The sequence below is a fragment of the Micromonospora sp. R77 genome (assembly GCF_022747945.1).
Lineage (GTDB): Bacteria > Actinomycetota > Actinomycetes > Mycobacteriales > Micromonosporaceae > Micromonospora.
In genome coordinates this window covers 1,444,369-1,465,483 of sequence record NZ_JALDST010000001.1, presented here as the reverse complement: position 1 = coordinate 1,465,483, position 21,115 = coordinate 1,444,369, and the positions used below count along the sequence as shown (strand labels likewise).

22 protein-coding genes and 1 pseudogene are annotated in these 21,115 nt (G+C 73.7%); 19 read left to right on the top strand and 4 right to left on the bottom strand.

Features of this window, described 5'->3' with window-relative positions; translation table 11 throughout:
• Positions 1-2: 2 nt before the first annotated feature.
• The 14 genes from MRQ36_RS06600 (at position 3) to MRQ36_RS06535 (ending at position 11,312) form a co-directional block, all read left to right on the top strand.
• On the top strand, positions 3-1,337 hold the full coding sequence (locus tag MRQ36_RS06600; RefSeq protein WP_242793840.1) for an NAD(P)/FAD-dependent oxidoreductase: 1,335 nt from the start codon (positions 3-5) through the stop codon (positions 1,335-1,337).
• 20 nt (positions 1,338-1,357) lie between these two features.
• Positions 1,358-2,839, top strand: a complete 1,482-nt coding sequence (locus tag MRQ36_RS06595; RefSeq protein WP_242800879.1) for a 2-hydroxymuconic semialdehyde dehydrogenase — start codon at positions 1,358-1,360, stop codon at positions 2,837-2,839.
• A gap of 32 nt (positions 2,840-2,871) precedes the next feature.
• Positions 2,872-3,666, top strand: coding sequence for a 2-keto-4-pentenoate hydratase (locus tag MRQ36_RS06590; RefSeq protein ID WP_242793838.1), 795 nt, complete (start codon positions 2,872-2,874; stop codon positions 3,664-3,666).
• Positions 3,663-4,595 (top strand): acetaldehyde dehydrogenase (acetylating), encoded by a 933-nt coding sequence (locus MRQ36_RS06585; protein WP_242793835.1) that lies wholly within the window; start codon positions 3,663-3,665, stop codon positions 4,593-4,595. Before MRQ36_RS06590 ends, MRQ36_RS06585 begins: the two co-directional genes overlap by 4 nt.
• Positions 4,592-5,647 carry a 4-hydroxy-2-oxovalerate aldolase gene (gene dmpG, locus MRQ36_RS06580; protein WP_242793833.1) on the top strand — a complete coding sequence of 352 codons (1,056 nt, stop codon included), beginning with the start codon at positions 4,592-4,594 and terminating at the stop codon, positions 5,645-5,647. Before MRQ36_RS06585 ends, dmpG begins: the two co-directional genes overlap by 4 nt.
• The gene (locus tag MRQ36_RS06575; protein WP_242793831.1) at positions 5,644-6,417 is read left to right on the top strand and encodes a 2-keto-4-pentenoate hydratase; all 774 of its coding nucleotides are present in this window, start codon (positions 5,644-5,646) and stop codon (positions 6,415-6,417) included. Before dmpG ends, MRQ36_RS06575 begins: the two co-directional genes overlap by 4 nt.
• Entirely contained in the window at positions 6,414-6,836 is a 423-nt protein-coding gene (locus MRQ36_RS06570; protein WP_242793828.1) for a RidA family protein, read from the top strand. The genes MRQ36_RS06575 and MRQ36_RS06570 overlap by 4 nt, the downstream gene beginning before the upstream one ends.
• The gene (locus MRQ36_RS06565) at positions 6,833-7,357 is read left to right on the top strand and encodes a 3-hydroxyanthranilate 3,4-dioxygenase (protein WP_242793826.1); all 525 of its coding nucleotides are present in this window, start codon (positions 6,833-6,835) and stop codon (positions 7,355-7,357) included. Before MRQ36_RS06570 ends, MRQ36_RS06565 begins: the two co-directional genes overlap by 4 nt.
• On the top strand, positions 7,357-8,379 hold the full coding sequence (locus MRQ36_RS06560; RefSeq protein WP_242793824.1) for an amidohydrolase family protein: 1,023 nt from the start codon (positions 7,357-7,359) through the stop codon (positions 8,377-8,379). Before MRQ36_RS06565 ends, MRQ36_RS06560 begins: the two co-directional genes overlap by 1 nt.
• 14 nt (positions 8,380-8,393) lie before the next feature.
• Entirely contained in the window at positions 8,394-8,612 is a 219-nt protein-coding gene (locus tag MRQ36_RS06555; RefSeq protein ID WP_242793822.1) for a type II toxin-antitoxin system VapB family antitoxin, read from the top strand.
• Entirely contained in the window at positions 8,609-9,034 is a 426-nt protein-coding gene (locus tag MRQ36_RS06550; protein ID WP_242793820.1) for a PIN domain-containing protein, read from the top strand. Before MRQ36_RS06555 ends, MRQ36_RS06550 begins: the two co-directional genes overlap by 4 nt.
• 57 nt (positions 9,035-9,091) lie before the next feature.
• Positions 9,092-10,555 (top strand): amidase, encoded by a 1,464-nt coding sequence (locus tag MRQ36_RS06545; RefSeq protein WP_242793818.1) that lies wholly within the window; start codon positions 9,092-9,094, stop codon positions 10,553-10,555.
• A gap of 72 nt (positions 10,556-10,627) precedes the next feature.
• Complete coding sequence (locus MRQ36_RS06540) at positions 10,628-10,912, top strand: hypothetical protein (RefSeq protein WP_242800877.1); 285 nt, start codon at positions 10,628-10,630, stop codon at positions 10,910-10,912.
• Positions 10,899-11,312 carry a DUF5130 family protein gene (locus MRQ36_RS06535; protein ID WP_242793816.1) on the top strand — a complete coding sequence of 138 codons (414 nt, stop codon included), beginning with the start codon at positions 10,899-10,901 and terminating at the stop codon, positions 11,310-11,312. The genes MRQ36_RS06540 and MRQ36_RS06535 overlap by 14 nt, the downstream gene beginning before the upstream one ends.
• 127 nt (positions 11,313-11,439) lie before the next feature.
• On the opposite strand, the gene pepN is transcribed toward MRQ36_RS06535, so the two are convergent.
• A complete protein-coding gene (gene pepN, locus MRQ36_RS06530) occupies positions 11,440-13,986 on the bottom strand; it encodes an aminopeptidase N (protein ID WP_242793814.1) in 2,547 nt (848 codons plus the stop codon).
• A gap of 222 nt (positions 13,987-14,208) precedes the next feature.
• On the opposite strand from pepN, the gene MRQ36_RS06525 reads away from it, so the two are divergent.
• The 4 genes from MRQ36_RS06525 (at position 14,209) to MRQ36_RS06510 (ending at position 17,067) form a co-directional block, all read left to right on the top strand.
• Positions 14,209-14,835, top strand: a complete 627-nt coding sequence (locus MRQ36_RS06525) for a DsbA family protein (RefSeq protein ID WP_242793811.1) — start codon at positions 14,209-14,211, stop codon at positions 14,833-14,835.
• A gap of 147 nt (positions 14,836-14,982) precedes the next feature.
• Positions 14,983-15,258: a hypothetical protein gene (locus tag MRQ36_RS06520; protein WP_242793809.1), complete on the top strand. Its 276-nt coding sequence runs from the start codon at positions 14,983-14,985 to the stop codon at positions 15,256-15,258.
• Between the two features lie 67 nt (positions 15,259-15,325).
• Complete coding sequence (locus tag MRQ36_RS06515) at positions 15,326-16,525, top strand: DUF1015 family protein (RefSeq protein WP_242793807.1); 1,200 nt, start codon at positions 15,326-15,328, stop codon at positions 16,523-16,525.
• A 71-nt stretch (positions 16,526-16,596) separates the two neighbouring features.
• Positions 16,597-17,067 (top strand): ribose-5-phosphate isomerase, encoded by a 471-nt coding sequence (locus tag MRQ36_RS06510; protein WP_242793805.1) that lies wholly within the window; start codon positions 16,597-16,599, stop codon positions 17,065-17,067.
• 130 nt (positions 17,068-17,197) lie between these two features.
• On the opposite strand, the pseudogene MRQ36_RS06505 reads toward MRQ36_RS06510, so the two are convergent.
• Positions 17,198-17,557, bottom strand: a pseudogene (locus MRQ36_RS06505) (hypothetical protein); the annotation flags it as partial.
• 19 nt (positions 17,558-17,576) lie between these two features.
• Positions 17,577-18,794, bottom strand: coding sequence for a GNAT family N-acetyltransferase (locus MRQ36_RS06500; protein WP_242793803.1), 1,218 nt, complete (start codon positions 18,792-18,794; stop codon positions 17,577-17,579).
• A gap of 99 nt (positions 18,795-18,893) precedes the next feature.
• On the opposite strand from MRQ36_RS06500, the gene MRQ36_RS06495 reads away from it, so the two are divergent.
• Complete coding sequence (locus tag MRQ36_RS06495; protein ID WP_242793801.1) at positions 18,894-19,430, top strand: hypothetical protein; 537 nt, start codon at positions 18,894-18,896, stop codon at positions 19,428-19,430.
• A 175-nt stretch (positions 19,431-19,605) separates the two neighbouring features.
• Here MRQ36_RS06495 and MRQ36_RS06490 read toward each other — a convergent pair whose 3' ends face one another.
• Positions 19,606-20,901: a PQQ-binding-like beta-propeller repeat protein gene (locus MRQ36_RS06490; RefSeq protein ID WP_242793799.1), complete on the bottom strand. Its 1,296-nt coding sequence runs from the start codon at positions 20,899-20,901 to the stop codon at positions 19,606-19,608.
• Between the last annotated feature and the right edge of the window lie 214 nt (positions 20,902-21,115).

Below are 21,115 nucleotides of genomic sequence, written 5' to 3'. Positions count from 1 at the left end.
TGATGGACCGGGAACGGGACGAGATCGCGGTGGTGGGGGCCGGGCTGGCCGGCTGCCTGCTGGCCTGCTTCCTGGCCCGGCGCGGCTACAAGGTGACGCTCTACGAGCGGCGGCCGGATCCCCGTAGCGGCACGGTCGAGCGGGGGCGCTCGATCAACCTGGCGCTGTCGGAGCGAGGGCTCGACGCGCTGCGCCGGATCGGGCTGGCCGAGCAGGTGATGGCGGACGCGCTGCCGATGCGCGGTCGCATGATCCACCCGGTGGTGGGGGAGCCGCAGTTCCAGTCGTACAGCGGCTCCGGCGACCGGGCGATCAACTCGATCAGCCGGGGCGCGCTGAACAACGCCCTGCTCGACGCGGCCGGCAAGCTGCCCGGCGTGCGGATGGCCTTCGACCACCGGCTCGTCGGGCTCGACCCGACCACCGGCGAGATGACCTTCGAGACCCCGCAGGGCAAGGTCACCACCGCCGCGTCGGTCGTCCTCGGCGCCGACGGCGCCGGCTCCGCCGTGCGCGGGCAGCTCCTCGGGTACGGGGTGCTGACCGAGAGCCTCGACTTCCTCGACTACGGCTACAAGGAACTCACCATCCCGCCGCTCGGCGGCGAGTTCGCCCTCGACCCGGACGCGCTGCACATCTGGCCGCGCGGCACCTCGATGATGATCGCCCTGCCCAACCCGGACCGGTCGTTCACCTGCACGCTCTTCTGGCCCACCCACGGCACCGCGAGTTTCGCCTCGCTGGGCAGCCCGGCCGCGATCGAGCAGCACTTCGCCACCCACTACCCGGACCTGCCGCCGCTCGCGCCGAACCTGGTCGACGACTACCAGCACAACCCGGTCGGGGTGCTCGGCACGGTCCGCTGCACGCCGTGGCAGGTCGACGGCCGGGTCGGCCTGCTCGGCGACGCCGCGCACGCCATCGTGCCCTTCTACGGCCAGGGCGCGAACTGCGCCTTCGAGGACGTGGTGGAGCTGGACCGCTGCCTGGACGAGTGCGGCGACGAGTGGTCGGCGGCGCTGCCGCTGTTCCAGCAGCGCCGGCAGGCGAACGCGGAGGCGATCGCCCGGATGGCGCTGGCCAACTTCGTGGAGATGCGGGACAAGGTCGCCTCGCCGGTCTTCCGGACCCGCAAGCGCGTCGAACACACCCTGGAACGGGCCCTGCCCGGCCGGTACGTTTCGCAGTACGAGCTGGTGTCCTTCTCCACCACCCCGTACGCCGAGGTGCGCCGCCGGGTGCGCCGGCAGTACCGGGCGGTGGGTGCGGTGGCGGTCGGTGGGCTGGCGCTGCTGGCCGCCGGTGTGGCGGCGCTCGCCCGAGGGAGGCGCGGATGACGCTCTGGGATCCCCGGCTGATGGCCGGGCACGCGCCCGACGGGCCGGGCCTGCTGCGCAACTTCGTCGGCGGTGAGTTCGTCGCCGACGGACGCCGCTTCACCAAGCGCAGCCCGGTGACCGGTGAGCCGGTCTTCGAGGTGGCCGAGGCGTCGTCGTCCGTGGTGGACGACGCGGTGGCGGCGGCCCGGGCGGCCCTGCGCGGGCCGTGGGGCCGGATGGGCGAGCGGGAGCGCGCCGAGGTGCTGCGCCGGGTCGCCGACGAGCTGGAACGCCGCTTCGACGACCTGGTCGCCGCCGAGGTCGCCGACACCGGCAAGGCCATCTCGCAGGCCCGCACCCTGGACATCCCGCGCGGCGCGGCCAACTTCCGGGCCTTCGCCGAGATCGTGGCGACCGCGCCGACCGAGTCGTTCACCACGGTCACCCCGACCGGCGGCCGGGCGCTGAACTACGCGGTCCGCAAACCGGTCGGCGTGGTCGCGGTGATCGTGCCGTGGAACCTGCCGCTGCTGCTGCTCACCTGGAAGGTCGCCCCGGCCCTGGCCTGCGGCAACGCGGTGGTGGTCAAGCCCAGCGAGGAGACCCCGGCGTCGGCGACGCTGCTGGCCGAGGTGATGGCCGCCGCGGGCGTACCCGATGGGGTGTTCAACCTGGTGCACGGCTTCGGGCCGGACTCGGCCGGGGAGTTCCTGACCCGGCACCCGGGCGTCGACGCGATCACCTTCACCGGGGAGTCGGCCACCGGCAGCGCCATCATGCGCGCCGCGGCCGACGGGGTGAAGGCCGTCAGCTTCGAGCTGGGCGGCAAGAACGCCGGGCTGGTGTTCGCCGACGCCGACCTGGACGCGGCGGTCGCCGGTTCGGTCCGCTCCAGCTTCACCAACGGCGGTCAGGTCTGCCTCTGCACCGAGCGGATCTATGTCCAGCGGCCGGTCTTCGAGGAGTTCACCGCCCGGCTCGCGAAGCGCGCCGGTGAGCTGGCGTACGGCTGGCCGGCCGACGAGGCCACGGTGAACATGCCGCTGATCTCGCACACCCACCGGGAGAAGGTCATCTGCCACTACGACCTGGCCCGCGCCGAGGGCGCCGAGGTGCTGGCCGGGGGCGGGGTGCCGCGCTTCGGCGACCCCCGGGACGGCGGCGCGTACGTGCAGCCGACCGTGCTGACCGGGCTGGCCCCGGACGCCCGGACCAACACCGAGGAGATCTTCGGCCCGGTGGTGCACGTCGCCCCCTTCGACACCGAGGACGACGCGTACGCGCTGGCCAACGGCACCGAGTACGGCCTGGCGGCGACGGTCTGGACCCGGGACGTCGGACGGGCGCACCGGGCCGGCACCCGGCTGGACGCCGGCATCGTCTGGGTCAACACCTGGTTCCTGCGCGACCTGCGCACCCCGTTCGGCGGGGTGAAGGCCTCCGGCATCGGCCGGGAGGGCGGCGTGCACTCGCTCGACTTCTATTCCGAACTCACCAACGTCTGCGTGGACCTGTCATGAGCGAGCGCAGCGATCGAAGCGTCAGGCAGAGCATGATCGACATTGATGCGGCAGCGCGGGAGCTGACCGAGGCGCGGGAGAGCGGGAAGCCGTGCCCGCCGCTGCGCGGGCGGCTGCTGCCCGAGGGGGACGTCGAGTCGGCGTACCGGGTGCAGCAGCGCCAGGCGCAGGCCTGGTGGGACCGGGGTGAACGCCGGGTGGGCGCGAAGATCGGGCTCACCTCCCGGGTGGTGCAGGAGAGCTTCGGCGTCTACCAGCCGGACTTCGGGGTGCTCACCGACGTCATGGCGGTCGGCGACGGCGTTGAGGTGCCGATCGACGGACTGCTCCAGCCCCGGGTGGAGGCGGAGATCGCCTTCGTGCTCGGCGCGGACCTGACCGACGAGCGGGTCACCAGCGTCGACCTGATCCGGGCCGTCGACCACGTGCTGCCCGCCATCGAGATCGTCGACTCGCGGATCGCCGGCTGGGACATCTCCATCGTGGACACCGTCGCGGACAACGCCTCCAGCGCCCTGTTCGTGCTCGGCACCACGCCGCGCCGGCTCGCCGACGTGGACCTGCGGCTGTGCGGGATGGTGCTGGAGCACGCCGGGGAGCCGGTCTCGGTGGGGGCCGGGGCGGCCTGCCTGGGCAACCCGCTGCACGCGCTGCACTGGCTGGTCGGCACGATGGCCCGCACCGGTGACCCGCTGCGCGCCGGTGACGTGGTGCTCTCCGGGGCGCTCGGCCCGATGGTCCCGGTGACCCCCGGGGCCGCGTACGAGGCGCGGATCTCCGGGCTGGGTTCGGTGCGGACCTGTTTCGGCACGGGGAGCGACCGATGAGCGTCGGCGTGGCCGTGATCGGGTCCGGCAACATCGGCACCGACCTGATGATCAAGGTGCGCCGGCTCAGTGAGCACCTGCGGATGGTGGCGATGGCCGGCATCGACCCGGACTCCGACGGGCTGGCCCGGGCCCGGCGGCTCGGCGTGGCCACCACCGCGCAGGGCGTGGACGGCCTGGTGGCGATGCCCGAGTTCGCCGACGTCGAGCTGGTCTTCGACGCCACCTCGGCCGGCGCGCACCGGCACAACGACGCCGTGCTGCGCGCCCTCGGCCGGACCGTGGTGGACCTGACCCCGGCCGCGATCGGCCCGTACGTGGTGCCGCCGGTCAACCTCGACGAGCACCTGCACGAGACCAACGTCAACATGGTGACCTGCGGCGGGCAGGCGACCGTGCCGATCGTCGCCGCCGTCGGCCGGGTCACCCCGGTGGCGTACGGGGAGATCGTCGCCTCGATCGCGTCCCGCTCGGCGGGGCCGGGCACCCGGGCCAACATCGACGAGTTCACCGAGACCACGGCCCGGGCCATCGAGGTGGTCGGCGGCGCGGGACGCGGCAAGGCGATCATCGTGCTGAACCCGGCCGACCCGCCGCTGCTGATGCGGGACACCGTCTACTGCCTCTGCCCGGACGCCGACGCCGACCGGGCGGCGATCGCCACCTCGGTCGCCGAGATGGTGGCGACGGTGCAGGAGTACGTCCCCGGCTACCGGCTCAAGCAGGACGTGCAGTTCGATCCCGTCGACACGTACGTGCCGGCGCTGGGGCGGCACCTCACCGGGCTGCAGGTGTCGGTGTTCCTGGAGGTCTCCGGTGCGGGGCACTACCTGCCCGCGTACGCGGGGAACCTGGACATCATGACCTCGGCCGCGCTGCGCACCGCGGAGCGGCTGGTCGCCCTGCGGACGGAGAGGGCCATCCGATGACCGACCTGTACGTCCAGGACGTGACGCTGCGGGACGGCATGCACGCCGTCGCCCACCGCTACACCGTCGACCAGGTGCGGACCATCGCCGCCGCGCTGGACGCGGCCGGGGTGGCCGCCATCGAGGTGGCACACGGCGACGGCCTCGCCGGCTCCAGCGTCAACTACGGCCACGGCGCGGCGAGTGACGCCGACTGGATCTCCGCCGCCGCCGAGGTGCTGACGAACGCGAAGCTCACCACCCTGCTGCTGCCCGGCATCGGCACCATCGCCGACCTGCGGGCGGCGCAGGCGCTCGGGGTGACCAGCGTCCGGATCGCCACCCACTGCACGGAGGCGGACATCTCCGCCCAGCACATCTCCTGGGCCCGGGAGAACGGCATGGACGTCTCCGGGTTCCTGATGATGTCGCACATGTTCGACCCGGCCGGGCTGGCCGCCCAGGCGAAGCTGATGGAGTCGTACGGGGCGCACTGCGTCTACGTCACCGACTCCGGCGGCCGGCTGCTGATGTCCGACGTGGCCGAGCGGGTCGACGCGTACCGGCAGGTGCTGGAGCCGACGACGCAGATCGGCATCCACGCCCACCACAACCTGTCGCTCGGCGTGGCCAACAGCGTGGTGGCGGTCGAGCACGGCCGGATCCTCGGCGACGGGCCGGTCGGTTCCCCGGCCGGGCGTACCGTCCGGGTGGACGCCTCGCTGGCCGGGATGGGTGCGGGCGCGGGCAACGCCCCGCTGGAGGTCTTCGTCGCCGTCGCCGAGCTGCACGGCTGGAAGCACGGCTGCGACGTGTTCGCGCTGATGGACGCGGCCGACGAGATCGTCCGCCCGCTCCAGGACCGGCCGGTCCAGGTGGACCGGGAGACGCTCTCCCTCGGGTACGCGGGCGTCTATTCCAGCTTCCTCCGGCACGCCGAACGCGCCTCCGCCAAGTACGGCGTGGACGTCCGCTCGATCCTCGTCGAGCTGGGCCGGCGCCGCATGGTGGGTGGCCAGGAGGACATGATCGTGGACGTGGCGTTGGACCTCGCCGGTAAGGAGACCTCATGATCGGGCCGGACATCGCGGGGATCGCCGAGAAGCTGGGCGCGGCGGCCGACCACGCCACCGCCGTCCCGCAGGTCGCCGCCGAGACGGGCCTGGACGTCGACGCCGCGTACGCGGTGCAGACCGCGCTGCTCCAGCGCCGGCTGGACCGGGGCGAGCGGCTGGTCGGGCTGAAGATGGGGCTGACCAGCAAGGCGAAGATGGCCCAGGTCGGCGTGGACGAGGTGATCTGGGGTCGGCTCACCGACGTGATGCGGGTCCCCGACGGCGGCACCGTCGACGTCGGCGACTTCATCCACCCCCGGGTCGAGCCGGAGGTGGCGTTCCTGCTGGACCGGCTCCCCGAGCCCGGTGAACCGGTCGGTGCCTTCGCCGACGCGGTCCGCGCGGTGGCCCCGGCGATCGAGCTGATCGACTCCCGGTACGCCAACTTCACCTTCTCCCTGCCGGACGTGGTCGCCGACAACACCTCGGCCGCCGCGTTCGTGGTGGGACCGTGGTCGCCGGTGCCGGACGGGCTGGAGAACCTGGGCGTACTGCTGGAGATCGACGGGCGGGTCGCGCAGGTCGGCTCGACGGCGGCGATCCTCGGCGATCCGCGCCGCGCGCTGGACGAGGGCATCCGGCTGGCCGGCCGGCACGGCGTCCGGCTCCGCTCCGGCTGGGTCTTCCTGGCCGGCGCCGCGACGGCCGCCGTCCCGCTGCGCCCGGGCGCGCACGTCCGGGCCGTGGTCGAGAAGCTCGGCACCGCCTCGCTCCGGGCCGCCGCATGACCGGGAAGGTGGTGGCCGGGAAGGCCGTGCCGCGCGGGGCGTTCCCGCACGTCAAGGTCGCCGGTGGGTTCGTCTTCGTCTCCGGTACGTCGTCCCGTCGGCCCGACAACACCTTCGCCGGCGTCGCGGTGGACGAGTTCGGCACCACCGACCTCGACATCCGGGAGCAGACCCGGGCCGTCATCGGCAACATCCGGGACCTGCTGCGCTCGGTCGGCGCGGACCTGGCGGACCTGGTACAGGTGACGTCCTACCTGGTCAACATGAACGACTTCGGTGGTTACAACGCGGTGTGGTCGGAGTTCTTCGACGCGTCCGGGCCGACCCGGACGACGGTGGCGGTGCACCAGTTGCCGCACCCGCACCTGCTGATCGAGATGCAGGCCGTGGCCCTTCTTCCGTCGGGAGGTCAGTCGTGAGTGAGATCGCCGAGCCGTTCAGTTTCCCCGGGTGGATCGCGGAGAACCAGCACCTGCTGAAGCCGCCGGTGGGGAACAGGGAGATGTTCCCCGGCGGGGACGACTTCATCGTGATGGTGGTGGGTGGGCCCAACCAGCGCACCGACTTCCACGTCGACCCGTACGAGGAGTTCTTCTACCAGGTCAAGGGCAACATGCACATCAACCTGATGACGCCTGCGGGGCCGCGTACGGTGCACGTGCGCGAGGGTCAGATGTGGATGCTGCCGCGCAACACCCCGCACTCGCCCCAGCGGCCGGAGGCCGGCTCGATCGGCGTGGTGGTGGAACGGGTCCGCGAGGAGGGCACGCTGGAGAAGTTCCAGTGGTACTGCCCCGGGTGCGGGCACAAGGTGCACGAGGTGGAACTCCAGGTCCGGGACATCGCCGCCGACCTGCCCCCGGTCTTCCAGGCGTTCTACGCCGATGAGAAGGCGCGCACCTGCGACCGGTGCGGCGCGCTGCACCCGGGCAAGGGCTGATGGGCACACCGGTCGTCGACGTGCACACGCACGTCGTACCCAAGGGGTGGCCGGACCTCGGCGCGGCGTGCGGCGGGTCCGGCTGGCCCTGGTTGCGGGTCGACTCCGAACGCGCCGCCATGATCATGGTCGGGGAGACGGAGTTCCGGCCGGTCGGCGCGGAGTGCTGGGACGCGCCCACCCGGCTGACCGACATGGCCGCCGACGGCGTCGACGTGCAGGTGGTCTCGCCGACGCCGGTCTTCTTCTCCTACGACCGCGCGGGCGACCAGGCGGCGAAGGTGGCCCGGATCTTCAACGACCTGGCGCTGGAGGTGACGGCGGCCGGCGGTGACCGGCTGGTGCCGTTCTGCCAGGTGCCGTTGCAGGACGCCGACCTGGCTTGCGCCGAGCTGGACCGCTGCCTGGCCGCCGGGCACGCCGGCGTGGAGATCGGCAACCACGTCGGCGACCGTGATCTGGACGACGCGGGCATCGTGCAGTTCCTGACCCACTGCGCCGAGGTCGGCGCGCCGGTCTTCGTGCACCCGTGGGACATGCCGGGCGGGCCCCGGCTGGACCGGTGGATGGCCCGCTGGCTGGCCGGGATGCCCGCCGAGACCCACCTGTCGGTCCTCGCCCTGATCCTCGGCGGCGTCTTCGACCGGGTGCCGGAGAGCCTGCGGATCTGCTTCGCGCACGGCGGCGGCAGCTTCCCGTTCTGGCTGGGCCGCGCCGACAACGCCTGGCACCGCCGCGGCGACCTGGTACGCGGTGCCTCCACCGCCCCGCCCAGCGCCTACGTCGACCGGTTCAGCGTGGACTCGGTGGTCTTCGCCCCGGCCGCGCTGCGGCTGCTGGTGGACATCATGGGGGTCGACCGGGTGCTGGTCGGCAGCGACTACCCGTACCCGCTGGGGGAGCGGCCGGTCGGGCGGGTGGTCCGGGACGCCGACTTCCTCACCGCCGACCAGCGCGACAAGCTCCTCGGGGGCAACGCCCTACGCTTTCTCGGCGAGTCGTATATAAAGAATGTGCTCTGATATACACTCCCCTTGTGAAGACTGTTATCGATCTTGACGATGAGCTGCTCGAACGAGCCCGGCAGGCGCTCGGCACCAAGAGCAAGAAAGACACCATCCATGCCGCTCTGCGGCTGGTGGCGGAACGGGACGAGCGGGTGGAGGCGATCAGGGAACTGCTGTCGATCGACCGCGACTGGACCGGCATCGTCGTCGACGACAAGGTGCCCGACAGCGAGCGGGACGCGGCGTGACGGTGCCCGGTGGGCTCTACCTGATCGACACCTCGGCCTGGGCCCGGCTGCGCCTTCCGCTGGTCAGGAAACGGGTGACCGCGATCCTGGAGGAAGGGCTGGCGGCGACGTGTCTGCCGCTCGACCTCGAGGACGGCCGCAGCGCCCGCGACTTCCGCGATGCCATGGCGATTCGGGCCCGTCGCGCCCAACTGATGGCGGAACTGCCCATCACCGCTGCCGTCTCCACCCGTGCCCGTGACCTTCAGCTGGCGCTGACCGCCCGAGGTCATCATCGCGCCGCCAGCCCGGTCGACCTCACCGTCGCCGCGGTCGCGGCCGAGTACTCCGCCACCGTCCTGCACTACGATCGCGACTTCGACCTGCTGGCAGAGGTCGGTGGCCCCCGGTCCGAATGGGTGGCCCCGCCCGGGACTCTGTGAGTCGCCCCCCCCCGTGTCGAGACGGCGAAGCTCGGAACGAGCGGGCAGGATGGGGGGATGGCCGAGCCGCACGACCTGACCGCCCTGGAGCAGGCCGCCGCGATCGCCCGGGGCGAGCTGTCCAGCGTGGACCTGGTGGCACACCACCTGACCCGGGTCGACGCGCTCGGCGACACGGTCGGCGCGTTCGTCACCGTCACCCCGGACCGGGCGCTCGCCGCCGCCCGGGCCGCCGACGCGACGCCGGCCGGGGAGCGCGGGCCGCTGCACGGCGTACCGACCGCGATCAAGGACCTGACGCTGACCGCCGGGGTGCGCACCACCTTCGGCTCGGCGGCCTTCGCCGACTTCGTGCCGCCGGTCGACGCCGACGTGGTCCGCTTCATGACGGCCGCCGGCATGGTCAGCCTCGGCAAGACCACCACCTCCGAGCTGGGCTGCTCGCTCTACTCGGAGGGACTGGTCGCGCCACCGGCGCGCAACCCGTGGGACCTGGCGTACACCGCGGGTGGGTCTAGCGGCGGCGCGGCGGCCGCGGTGGCGGCCGGGCTGGTCCCGGTCGCCCAGGGCTCCGACGGCGGGGGGTCGCTGCGCATCCCGGCGTCGCTCTGCGGCCTGGTGGGCTACAAACCCAGCCGAGGGCTGGTCTCCGGCGGGCCGCTCGGCTCCGGCGCGTTCGGGCTGCCCACCGCCGGTCCGATCGGGCGGACCGTCGCCGACGTGGCCGCGTTGCTCGACGTCATGGCCCAGCCGGTGCCCGGCGAGCCCTACCTGCCGCCGCCCCGGCCCGCCGACGGCTACCTCGGCGCGGCCCGCCGCGCCGACCCCGGCCGGCTGCGGATCGGCCGGTTCACCACGCCGATGCTCGCCGACGAACCGGTCCACCCGGACTGCCTGGCCGCCGTGGACCGGGCCGCCGCGCTGCTGGCCGCCGCCGGCCACGAGGTGGTCGAGGTCCCCGCGCCGCTCGGCCCCACGGCGTGGCCGCTCTTCGAGACCATCTGGTACGTCCTGGCGCTCACCCCGCTGCCTCCGGAGCGGGAGCGCCGACTGCTGCCGCTGACCCGGTTCCTGCGCGACCGGGGTGCGGCCGTCGGGGCCGGCGCGCTGCTGGCCGCCCTCGGTGAACTCCAGGCCCAGGTACGCCTCGGCGCGTCCCGCACCGCCGGCTGCGACCTGCTGCTCTGCCCGACCCTGGCCGCACCGCAGGCACCCGTCGGCGCGTTCGCGGCCCTGTCCCCGGCGGAGGATTTCGACCGGCAACGCCGGTTCTCGCCGTACTGCGCCATCTTCAACGTCACCGGCCAGCCGTCGGTTTCCCTGCCGGCCGGCCGCACCACCGACGGACTGCCCGTCGGGGTGCTCCTCACCGGTCGGTACGGTGACGACGCCACGTTGACCGCCACTGCCGCGCAACTGGAGCACGGATGTGGCGGGTGGGATCACCACCCCGCAATCTGGCGGGCCGTCGGCTCCGCTAACGTGAATACCACAAGCGGAGTCGGGCGGTCGACGCCATGATCGTCCACCCGACCCGGAATTCCTGGTCTCTCTTTCCGCCTGGGGGCGTTGGGATTGTCTGTTACCGAGACGTTGCTGGTCTTCGTCGGCATCCCGGCGGCCGCGGTGCTGGTGATCGCCGGACTGGCACTCGCCGGCGGCCGTGGTGGCGGTGGCGGCGCCAAGCGCTACCGGCCGGGCCGGCCCTTCGACTTCACTCCGGTCTGGTTCCTGGGCCGTCCGGAGCAGCTGGCCGACTCGGCCGGCACGGCGCTGGCGGCGGGCGCGCAGGCGCCGGCGCTGACCAGCCACAAGCAGGAGAAGGCCGGCGTCGAGGCGCCGGCCGGTGGAACCGGAGGCGCAAGTGACCGTTGGTGAGAAGCAGGCCGAGACTCCGACGGGCACCCCGCCCGACGTGCTGGACGGGCCCTTCTCGACCCGCCAGCTGCTCCGCATCGACGAGGCGCTGCGCCTGGCCGACCAGGGCACCGGCCTGGTCTTCTCGGTCTACGTGGGCGGTCTCGACGACCCGATCCGGGAGCACGCCCAGCGGCTGCACCGCCAGCTCGCCGAGCCCGACAAGTCGGTGCTGATCGCCGTGTCGCCCAACCAGCGGCAGCTGGAGATCGTCACCGGCAAGTACGCCCGCAAGCGCATCCCCGACACGTACGCCAAGCTGGCCGCGCTCTCCATGGTGGCCTCCTTCGGCGGCGGCGACCTGGCCGGCGGCATCATCCAGGGCCTCGACCAGCTCGCCAGCCACGCCGGCAAGGGCTGACCCTTCCCGTACGACGAAGCCCGGCCCGCGCTCACGCGGGCCGGGCTTTCTCGTGTCCCGCCTCAGATGACGGCCCGGGGCCGGCGCGGGCTCTGCCCACGCCGGCCCCGGGCCGCGTACCCCTTGGTCAGGCGCTCCGGGCGTCCTTGGCGCGGGCCTTCAGGGCCCGTACCACGCCGTCGCGGCCCTCGGCGACCAGCCGCCGCAGCGACGCCGGGTGCCCCTCCTGGGCCAGCCACGCGTCGGTGGCCGCCACCGTGTCGTCGTCCACCAGCTCCGCCGGGTAGGCGAGCTGCGCGAACTCCTGCGCCGGCTCGCTGTCCCGGCGCGCCCACACCTCGCCGACGGCGGCGAAGTACTTCTCCCGGTACGGCGCGGTGAGCTCCACCTGCGCCGGGTGGGTGAGGCCCTGCAGCAGCGCCCGGTTGCGCCAGTTCGGCAGCGCCTCCGGGCCGGTGAGCTCCGCCCACACCGCCGCCTTGTTCTCCACCGTCGGCACCAGCGCGTGCGCGTACGCGGCCTCCCGCTCGCCGCTCGTCGTGCGGTCCCCGGCCAGCTCGGCCTCCACCTCGGCGGCCCCCGCCGCCCCGTTCGCCACCAGCGCCTGGAGCACCGTCCAGCGCAGCTCGGTGTCCACGGTCAGCCCGGCCGGCACCTCGCCGGAGTTCAGCCAGCCGCGCAGCGTCGCCAGGTCCTCCGCCGAGCGGGCCGCGGCGGCGTACGCCCGGGCCCAGGCCAGCTGGAAGCCGCTGCCCGGCTCGGCCGCCGCGAGGGCCGTCCGCGCCGTCCGGGCCAGCTCGGTCCAGCCGGTCGGCGCCCACGTCGGGTCGGCGTAGAAGGTCAGCGTGGTGGCCGCCTGTCGCAGGGTGGCGGTGACCAGGTTGATGTCGGTCTCGGCGGGCAGGCCGGCCAGCACCAGCGCGACGTAGTCGCGGGCGGCGAGTTCCGCGTCCCGGGTCATGTCCCAGGCGGCGGTCCAGCACAGGGCCCGGGCCAGCGACGACTCGAAGCCGGCGATGTGCTGCACCACGGTCGCCATGGACCGCTCGTCCAGCCGCAGCTTCGTGTACGTCAGGTCGTCGTCGTTGAGCAGCAGCACGTCGGCGGCCGGCTTGCCGTGCAGCACCGACAGCTCGGTCTGCTCGCCGGTCACGTCCACCTCGATCCGCTCCCGGCGCACCAGCCGGCCGTCGGCCAGGTCGTAGAGGCCCACGCCGATCCGGTGGGTCCGCAGCGTCGGGTGTCCGGCCGGTGCCTCCTGGCGGACCAGCACGCGCTCGTACGTGCCGTCCGCGGCGATGCCCACCTCCGGGCGCAGCGTGTTGACCTGCGCGGTCTCCAGCCACTGCGCGGCGAACTTGCGCAGCTCCCGGCCGGAGGCGGTCTCCAGCTCCGACAGCAGGTCGTCGAAGGTGGCGTTGCCCCAGGCGTGCTTGCCGAAGTATGCCCGCAGGCCGGCCAGGAACGGCTCCTCGCCCACGTACGCGACGAGCTGCTTGAGCACGCTGGCGCCCTTGGCGTAGGTGATGCCGTCGAAGTTGACCTCGACCGCCTCCAGGTCCGGCATCTCGCAGTAGACCGGGTGGGTGGAGGAGAGCTGGTCCTGCCGGTAACCCCAGTTCTTGCGGATCGACAGGAAGGTCGTCCACGCCTCGGAGAACCGGGTGGCGTGGGTGTTGCACCAGTGGCTGGCCCACTCGGCGAACGACTCGTTCAGCCACAGGTCGTTCCACCAGCGCATGGTGACCAGGTCACCGAACCACATGTGGGCCAGCTCGTGCAGGATCGTGTTGGCCCGCTGCTCGTACTCGAAGTCGGTGACCTGGGAGCGGAAGATGTAGTGCGACTCGGCGTGCGTCACGCAGCCGAAGTTCTCCATCGCGCCGGCGTTGAAGTCCGGCACCCAGAGCTGGTCGTACTTGGGCAGCGGGTAGCGCACCCCGAACTGCTCGTGGAAGAAGTCGAAACCCTGCTTGGTGACCAGGAACAGGTCGCCCGAGTCCAGGTACTGCGCCATCGACGCGCGGCAGAAGACGCCCAGGTCGATGCCGTCGTGGCTGTCCCGCACCTCGTGGTACGGCCCGGCGCAGAGCGCCGTGATGTAGGTGCTCATCCGCGCCGAGGGGACGAAGTGGACGGCCTTCAGCCCCTCGCCGGCCGCCTCCTCGCGCTCCACCGGCATGTTGGAGACCACCCGCCAGTGCTCGGGGACGGTGGCGTGCCAGGTGTAGACGCTCTTCAGGTCGGGCTGGTCGAAACAGGCGTAGACCCGCTGCGCGTCCGCCGTCTCGAACTGGCTGTAGAGGTAGGTCTCCCCGTCGACCGGGTCCACGGTGCGGTGCAGGCCCTGCCCACTGTTGGAGTAGGCGAAGTCGGCCTCCACCACGAGGGTGTTCTCGGCGGCCAGGCCGGTGAGCGCGAGGCCCTTCTCGGCCGACCAGCCGGACAGGTCGACGGGGGCGCCGTTGAGCGTCGCCGACCGGACCGACTCGGCGGCCACCTCGATGAAGGTCGCCGCGCCGGGCTCGGCGCAGCGGAAACCGACCTCCGTCCGGGAACGGAAGGTGCGGCCCTCGGCCTGCACGGCGGTCGACAGATCCAGGCTGATGTCATACCCGGTCACCTCGAGCAGGCGGGCCCGCTCGGTGGCCTCCACCTGGGTCAGGTTGCGCACTCCCGGCACTGTTCGTCTCCATCCCACTCGCGCCGCCCCGGCGGCACCGGCCTCGCCGGCCCGCTCGTGACAGCCGGTCCGAAACCGAGTCTTCCATGCACCGGCACCTCCGGTGGTCGAGGTCACGCTCTCATTCCCGTGCCGGTCGATGCCGTCCGGGGTGAGGATCGTCAGGAGGAACGCGCCGGTGTCCCGGCGCTCGACATCGTGAAGGGATGCACCGTGACCGAACGTGTCGCCGTGGACATGTGGTTCGACCCGCTCTGCCCGTGGGCCTGGATCACCTCCCGCTGGCTGTTGGAGGTCGAGCAGGTCCGCCCGGTGGACATCCGGTTCCACGTGATGAGCCTCGCGGTGCTCAACGAGGGCCGCGACGACCTGCCCCAGCAGTACCAGGAACTGATGCGGAACGGGTGGGGCCCGGTGCGGGTCTGCATCGCCGTCGAGCAGGCGCACGGCCCGGAGGCCGTGGCGAAGCTCTACACCGCGATGGGCAACCGGATCCACCTCGGCAAGGAGGCGCTCGGCCGGGACATGCTGGTCGGCGCGCTCACCGACACCGGCCTGGACCCGGCGCTCGCCGACGCCGCCGACACCACCGCGTACGACGAGGCGCTGCGGGCCAGCCACGAGGCGGGCATGCGGCCGGTCGGCACCGACGTCGGCACCCCGGTGATCCACGCCCCGGGCCCGGACGGCGACCCGGTCGCCTTCTTCGGCCCGGTGATCACCCCGGCCCCGAAGGGTGAGGCGGCCGGCCGGCTCTGGGACGGCGTCCTGCTGGTCGCCGGCACGCCCGGCTTCTACGAGCTCAAGCGCTCCCGCACCCTCGGCCCCATCTTCGAGTGAGCGGCAGCAGGTTCGACTGACCGGCGGCGGGAAGCCTGCCGGCACCGCGAGCCCCGCGTCACCCCGGTGGCGCGGGGCTCGTTTCTCCGGGTGTCCGCGCCAGTGGTCCGCGGGACCGCGCCATGGCAGCTCGGAGGAGGCATTCCCATGGGTAAGCACCGCCGTACGTCCGACGACGCGCCGCTGCAGCCGGCGACCGGGGACTCCGGTGCGACGTACTGGTCCGTGGCCGAGGCGGACTGGCCGGCCGTCCGGCCCGCCCTGCCCGCCGAGATGGCCGACCTGCTGGCGCCCCCGATCGTGGTCGGTGTCGCCCGGGTGGTGGCCACCTCCCGGATGAGCCCGCCCGCCGCGACGACCGTACGCTTCGCCGCGTCCACCGGCCGGCACCGCCCGACCCGCGCCCCGGCCGACCGCGCCTGAACCGACCCGCCCGGTGTGGCCGGGGGTCCCTGCTTTCAACAGGTGGACCCGGGTAGCGTCGGTGGGCATGACGGTCGTGCATCCGATCGCCCGGGCCTGGATCACCACTGGCGGCACCGGCGCGCAGAACTACGACGAGTTCGCCGACGACGCGGAGATCACCGCGATCATCGAGGCGAACCCGCACAGTGCTCTCGGCATCGAGATGCCGCACCGGGCACCGGAGAGCCTCGGGAAGTCCTTCCTCGACGCGCTGCCCGACGCGGTGGCCCGGCTCGCCGAGGCGAAGGCCGACGGCAGCTACACCCCGGCCGAGCAGGTCGTGGTGCTCTACCGGATCAGCGCGCCCGGCGAGGAGACCGCGTACGGGCTGTGGGCGATGGTCGACACCGACCAGATCTCCACCAGCGCCGACGAGCCCGGCCTGGTGATCCGCAACGAGGACGTGTTCATCGCCAAGGTGCGGGAGCGGGTGGCCCTCGCGGAGGCGCTCGGACACCTGCTCTCGCCCGTCCTGCTGCTGCAGACCGGGAGCGGCGACGCGCTGCACGCCGCCCTCGCCGCGGCGACCGAGTCGGCCGGCGCGCCCGCCGCCACGGACGTCGACCAGTCGGGGCGTACGCACGCCATCTGGCTGCTCGGCCCCGGCCCGGAGCAGGACGAGCTGACCGCCCTGGCCGGCGGCGGCGAGCTGGTGGTGGCCGACGGCAACCACCGCAGCCTGGCCGCGCAGACCGGTGGCCTGCCGCGCTTCCTGTCCGTGATCACCACGCCGGCGTCGGTGGCCATCCAGCCGTACAACCGGCTGGTCGGCGAGCTGACCAGCACCCCGGACGAGCTGCTGGACCGGCTCCGCGCCGCGGGCGCGGAGGTCACCCCGGTCGCCGGCCCGGTCGAGGTCCCGGCGGCCGGCGGCACCGTCCACCTCCACCTCGCCGGCCAGGGGTACGCGGTGACCCTGCCGCACCTCGCCGGCGGCCGGTTGGAGAACCTCGACCACGCCCTGGTGGAGCGGCTGCTGCTGCGGGACGCGCTCGGCCTCGACCCGGGCGACAAGCGGATCACCTACGTGGGCGGCGACTACCCGGCGAGCTGGCTGACCGGTGAGGTCGACGCGGGCCGGGCGGAGCTGGCCGTGCTGATCGCCCCGGTGACCGTGGACGACTTCGTCGCGGTGAACCTGGCGCGGGAGAAGATGCCGCGCAAGAGCACCTGGTTCACCCCGAAGGCCCGCGGCGGCCTGGTCGTCGCCGAGGTCGCGCACTGAGCTGTGACGAATCCGCCTCCGTGCCGCCGCCCGCGCGCCGGTACGGAGGCGGGCCTGTCAGACTGCGCGGTATGCGCGTCTATCTGGGATCCGACCACGCCGGTTTCGAGCTGAAGGTGCACCTGGCCAACCACCTGGCCAAGCAGGGTTACGAGGTGGTCGACGTCGGCCCGCACGCCTTCGACCCGGACGACGACTACCCGGCGTTCTGCCTGCACACCGGTGACCGGGTGGTCGGCGACCCGGGCAGCCTCGGGGTGGTCATCGGCGGCTCCGGCAACGGCGAGCAGATCGCCGCCAACAAGGTCGCCGGGGTGCGCGCGGCGCTCGCCTGGAACATCGACACCGCGCAGCTCGCCCGGGAGCACAACGACGCCAACGTCGTCGCGGTGGGCGCCCGCCAGCACACCCTGGACGAGGCGACGGCCCTGGTGGAGGCCTTCCTGACCACGCCGTTCTCCGGCAACCCGCGGCACTCCCGCCGGATCGACCAGGTCGCCTCCTACGAGCAGAGCCGCCGGCTCCCCGACCTGCCGGCCTGACCCCCGACGCCGGGGCGGTCCGCACGGGCCGCCCCGCCCGCCGGGCCGTGGCCGTGGGCCGGCCCGCACCGCCGCCAGCGGCCCGGGCACCGCCCGACCGGGTGCGGGACCGCCGGTCAGCGGCCGGAGCGGGGGAGGTCCTCCGGGGCACCCAGTTGCGACGCACGATGACCAGGCGTGCCTCGGCCTCGGCCAGGTCCTGCTCGGTCGGTCGGGCGGCGTCCCGGGCGCGCAGCGCGGCGGTCACCCCCACCTGTGACGACCCGGAGCCGACCAGGCCCCGCAGCCCCCGGTCGCCCTCGTCCCCGGCGGTACGCCGCACGCGCGGCTCCACCGGTTCCGGCTCGGTGCGCCCGGTGGCACGTGACCGGGCGCTGTCGTCGTCGTGCACGCCGGACGTGGTCGCGCTCACCCCGTCGGCGTCCCGAGCGGTGTGCCCGCTGTCGCCGTGGTGCCGCAGCCGGCGTCGCCGTCGCTCCGCATCACCCACCATCCATCGACCGTACCGGTCAGAAGACGTCCATGGCGGCCGGGGCGCGGTGCCAGCCGAAGGCCGGCCCGGCGGCGGCGAGCGTGCCGGGGCGCAGCTCCCGGACCCGGCCGGCGGCGGCGAGCGCACCGAGGCCGGTCCCGCCCAGATACAGCTCGCCGAGGCAGCGCACGTCGCAGGCGAGGCCGGCCGGCTCGGTGGTGGCCGTGCAGGTGGCACCCGCCGGTCCGCCGGCGAGTCGCCACCGGCCGGTGTTCTCCGGCAGCAGCTCGTCGGTCACCTCGACCACCACGTCCAGTTCGGTGGCATAGCGCCGGGCGGCCAGCGCGGCGGGGACGTCGACGACGCGTACCCAGAGGGTGTCGGTGAGCCGGCCACCGAGCCGGCGGGGTTCGTTCACCAGCCGCAGCAGCGGCTCGTCCACCGCCCCGCGGTAGCTCAGCCGCCGGGTCAGGTCGACCGAGAGCAGCAGCCGCCACAGCGCCAGGTACGCCCCGGCGTCGGCGGTGACCACCTCGTCGACCCGGACCTCGCCCCGGGGGCCGTCGGCGTCCCAGTCGTCGGTGGTGCGGTAGAGCGCGTACCCGTCGAGCCCGTCCGGTCCCTCGTGCAGCAGCACCCGCCGCTCGGTGGCCCCGTTCCGTCGGCTCCTGACGTCGGCGAGGACGTACCCCCACCAGTGCTCGTCCCGGCTCGACCAGCCGGGGCGCCCGGCGCGGACCCGGTCGTACAGCCGGGCCAGCTCGGCCTGGTGCACGGCCGGGCGGTCCAGGCGCAGCGTGCCGGGTGCGGACCCGGGCTCCGGCAGGCGCAGCTCGGTGGTCGCGCAGCGGAACGTCAGGCCCTGCGCGGCCAGCCCGTAGCCGAACCGGGGGTAGATCCGGCCCTCGCTGGCCCAGAGCACCGCGACCGGTTCCCGGCCGGCGTCGTGGATCTCCCGCAGCTGCCGGCGCATGAGCCCGCTGAGCAGCCCCCGTCGCCGGTGCGTCGGCACGACCGAGACCATCGTCACGTGCGCCGCCGGTACGCTCCCGCCGGGCACCGCCAGGTCGCGGCTGAACGCCCCGGCATGGGCCACTGCCGTCGTCCCGTCGCGGACCAGCAGGCAACGCTCCGGCTCGAAGACGGCGCGCTCCACCGCCAGCAGCTCGGGGTCGAGCGTCTCGTGGAAGGCCAGGCCGAGCAGCCCGGCGATCTCGTCGAAGTCCTCGGCCCGGGGCACCACCACGTCGGTCATCGGATGTGTGTAACCCATCATGGTCGGGGTCGGCGACCGATTTGCCGGCTCGTTACCCTCGGAACGGAGGCCGGTCGTCGGTCAGGGGGAGGAATCGAGATGGCGGACCAGACCCAGCCGTGGGCCGAGCGCACCGTCGAGGTGCCGCCGCAGCCCGGTGTCGGGGTGCCGGCGCAGCGGGACGCGTTCCGCCGGGGTGTGGCCACCGTGGGCCAGTCGCGCCGGACCCCGCGTACCGAGCAGTTCCCGGCGGTCGACCCGAACGACTGGTCGGCGGACTCGGCGCCGCGCCGGCCGATGAGCTGGCACCTGGCCCAGCTGCGCCGCGGCGGGGAGTGGAGCGCGGCCGGTGGCCTGTTCGCCTTCGTCTGCTGGGGGGTCTGGGCGATCTCCGGGCGGGGCAATCTCGGCGCTCCGCTGCTGACCTTCGTGCTGAGCCTGCTCACCGCGGTCGGCCTCTTCGCCCTGGCCCGCCTGATCGGCCGGCTGGTGCTGGAGCGGCAGCTCGGTCGGGTCCGGCGCAGTGCCCGGGGCGCCCACCTGGTGACCGCGCTCTTCCTCGCCGGCGTCGGCGTCGCCTATCTCCAGCAGACCGAGTGGGTCATGACGGCCTGGAACTGGGTCACCGGCAACTGAGGTCCGGCACCCGCGGGCGGGTCGGCGTGTGCCGCCCGCCCGCGGCTCCGGTCGTCACTCCACCAGGACCGGCCCCGCTTACCCGGCCGGGCCCGGTTCATCCGTCCGTCCGGCCCCCGGTGCCCCGGACGAAAACGACGAACCGGCCGGCTCCGGGCCGCTCGGGCCCGGTCGGTCAGGCGTCGGCGAACCGGTACAGGACGAAGTCCTGTTGGGCGCCGCAGGCGATCACCGAGGTGTTCCACGAGCAGGACGCGCCGCGTACCCCCTTGAGCTGCCCGAGCTCCGCCACCTGGCCGGAGGCGGCGCCCACCCCGGCGACGCTCCGGTTGTCCTCACCGCTGCCCAGCGCCTCGGCGAAGACCAGCAGGTTGCCGGCGTCGAGCCGGACGGCCACGCCGTCCCGCGCGTCGAGCAGCCGCTTCCCGTCCGCCCCGAAGAGGGTGACCGCCGGGTCGGGGTACGTCCGGGTGGCCAGCACCGCGTCGCCGACCGGCACCAGATGGTCCGCGCCCGGTGCCGACCAGCGTTCCGCCTTCTTGCCCTCGGCGGCGGCCACCACCTCGGCCGTGGACTGGTCGGCACCCCTTACCTCCAGCAGGCAGGCGCGGTGTTCGCCGCACGGCACCAGGTCCCGGGTGCGGTGCTCGTCGTCCGGCGCGGTGTAGAGCACCCGGGGCTCGGCGAGGCTGCCCAGGTCGTACGCGAGCAGCCGACCGTCGTCGCCCGCCACGTACAACCGGTCCTCGTACGCGACGACCAGGTCGTCCGGACGGGCGACGTTGGTCCGGCGGCGCACCTCACCGCCCCCGGTCATGTCGATCAACCGGACCGAGCGGTCCGCGCTGACCTGCACCAGCCGGCCGGTGTCGTCCGCGCCGGGGTCCCGGGACGCGCCGTCGGCGAAGCCCGGCCCGGCCATTCCTTCCGCGCTGTGCACCAGGTGCACGCTGGTGCGGGAGTTGCCGTACTCGTCCTGGGGGTCGGCCCGTACCCACCGCTCGGCGCCGGTGCGCGGGTCGAGGCCGACCAGCCGCTTCCCGGTCCGGTCGACCAGGACCGCCGCGTCGCCGCTGACCAGCAGTTCGTCGTCGCCGTACACCGGGCGGTGCCAGCGCTGCCCGCCGGAGGTGGCGTCCAGCACCTCCAGCTCGCGGGTGGTGCTGGTGCCGGCGGCGTCGGCGAAGAGCGCCACCCCGCCGGGCAGCGCGACGATCCGGTCCCACCGGTCGGCGGTCGCGGCGCTCTGCCGCCGCCACAGCTCCTTGCCGGTGGCGGCGTCGGCCGCGACCACCTCCAGCCGGTTGTCGTCGCGCGGATACGCCAGGTAGGCCCGGTCGCCGACGATCGCGGTGAACATGTCCGCCGGGCGTTCCGCGCCCGCCGGGATCCGCCTGACCTCGGCGACGGTGTGGAAGTCCAGCTCGGGGTGGCGGTCCCGGGTGAACCAGAACAGGGCCGCGACGGCCACGCCGGCCAGGGCCGCGACCGCGCCGAGCGAGATCCACAGCGCGCGTCGCCGGCCGCCGGCCGTCGGCCCCTGCGGGGGTACGCCGGGCCAGCCGGCCGCCCCACCCGGAGGTACGGCCGCCCCACCGGCCGGTGGGCCCTGCGGTGCGCCCGGCCCGCCTTGGGGCTGACCCTGCCCCGGGCCCGGCCAGCCCGGTGGCGCTCCCGGTGCGGCA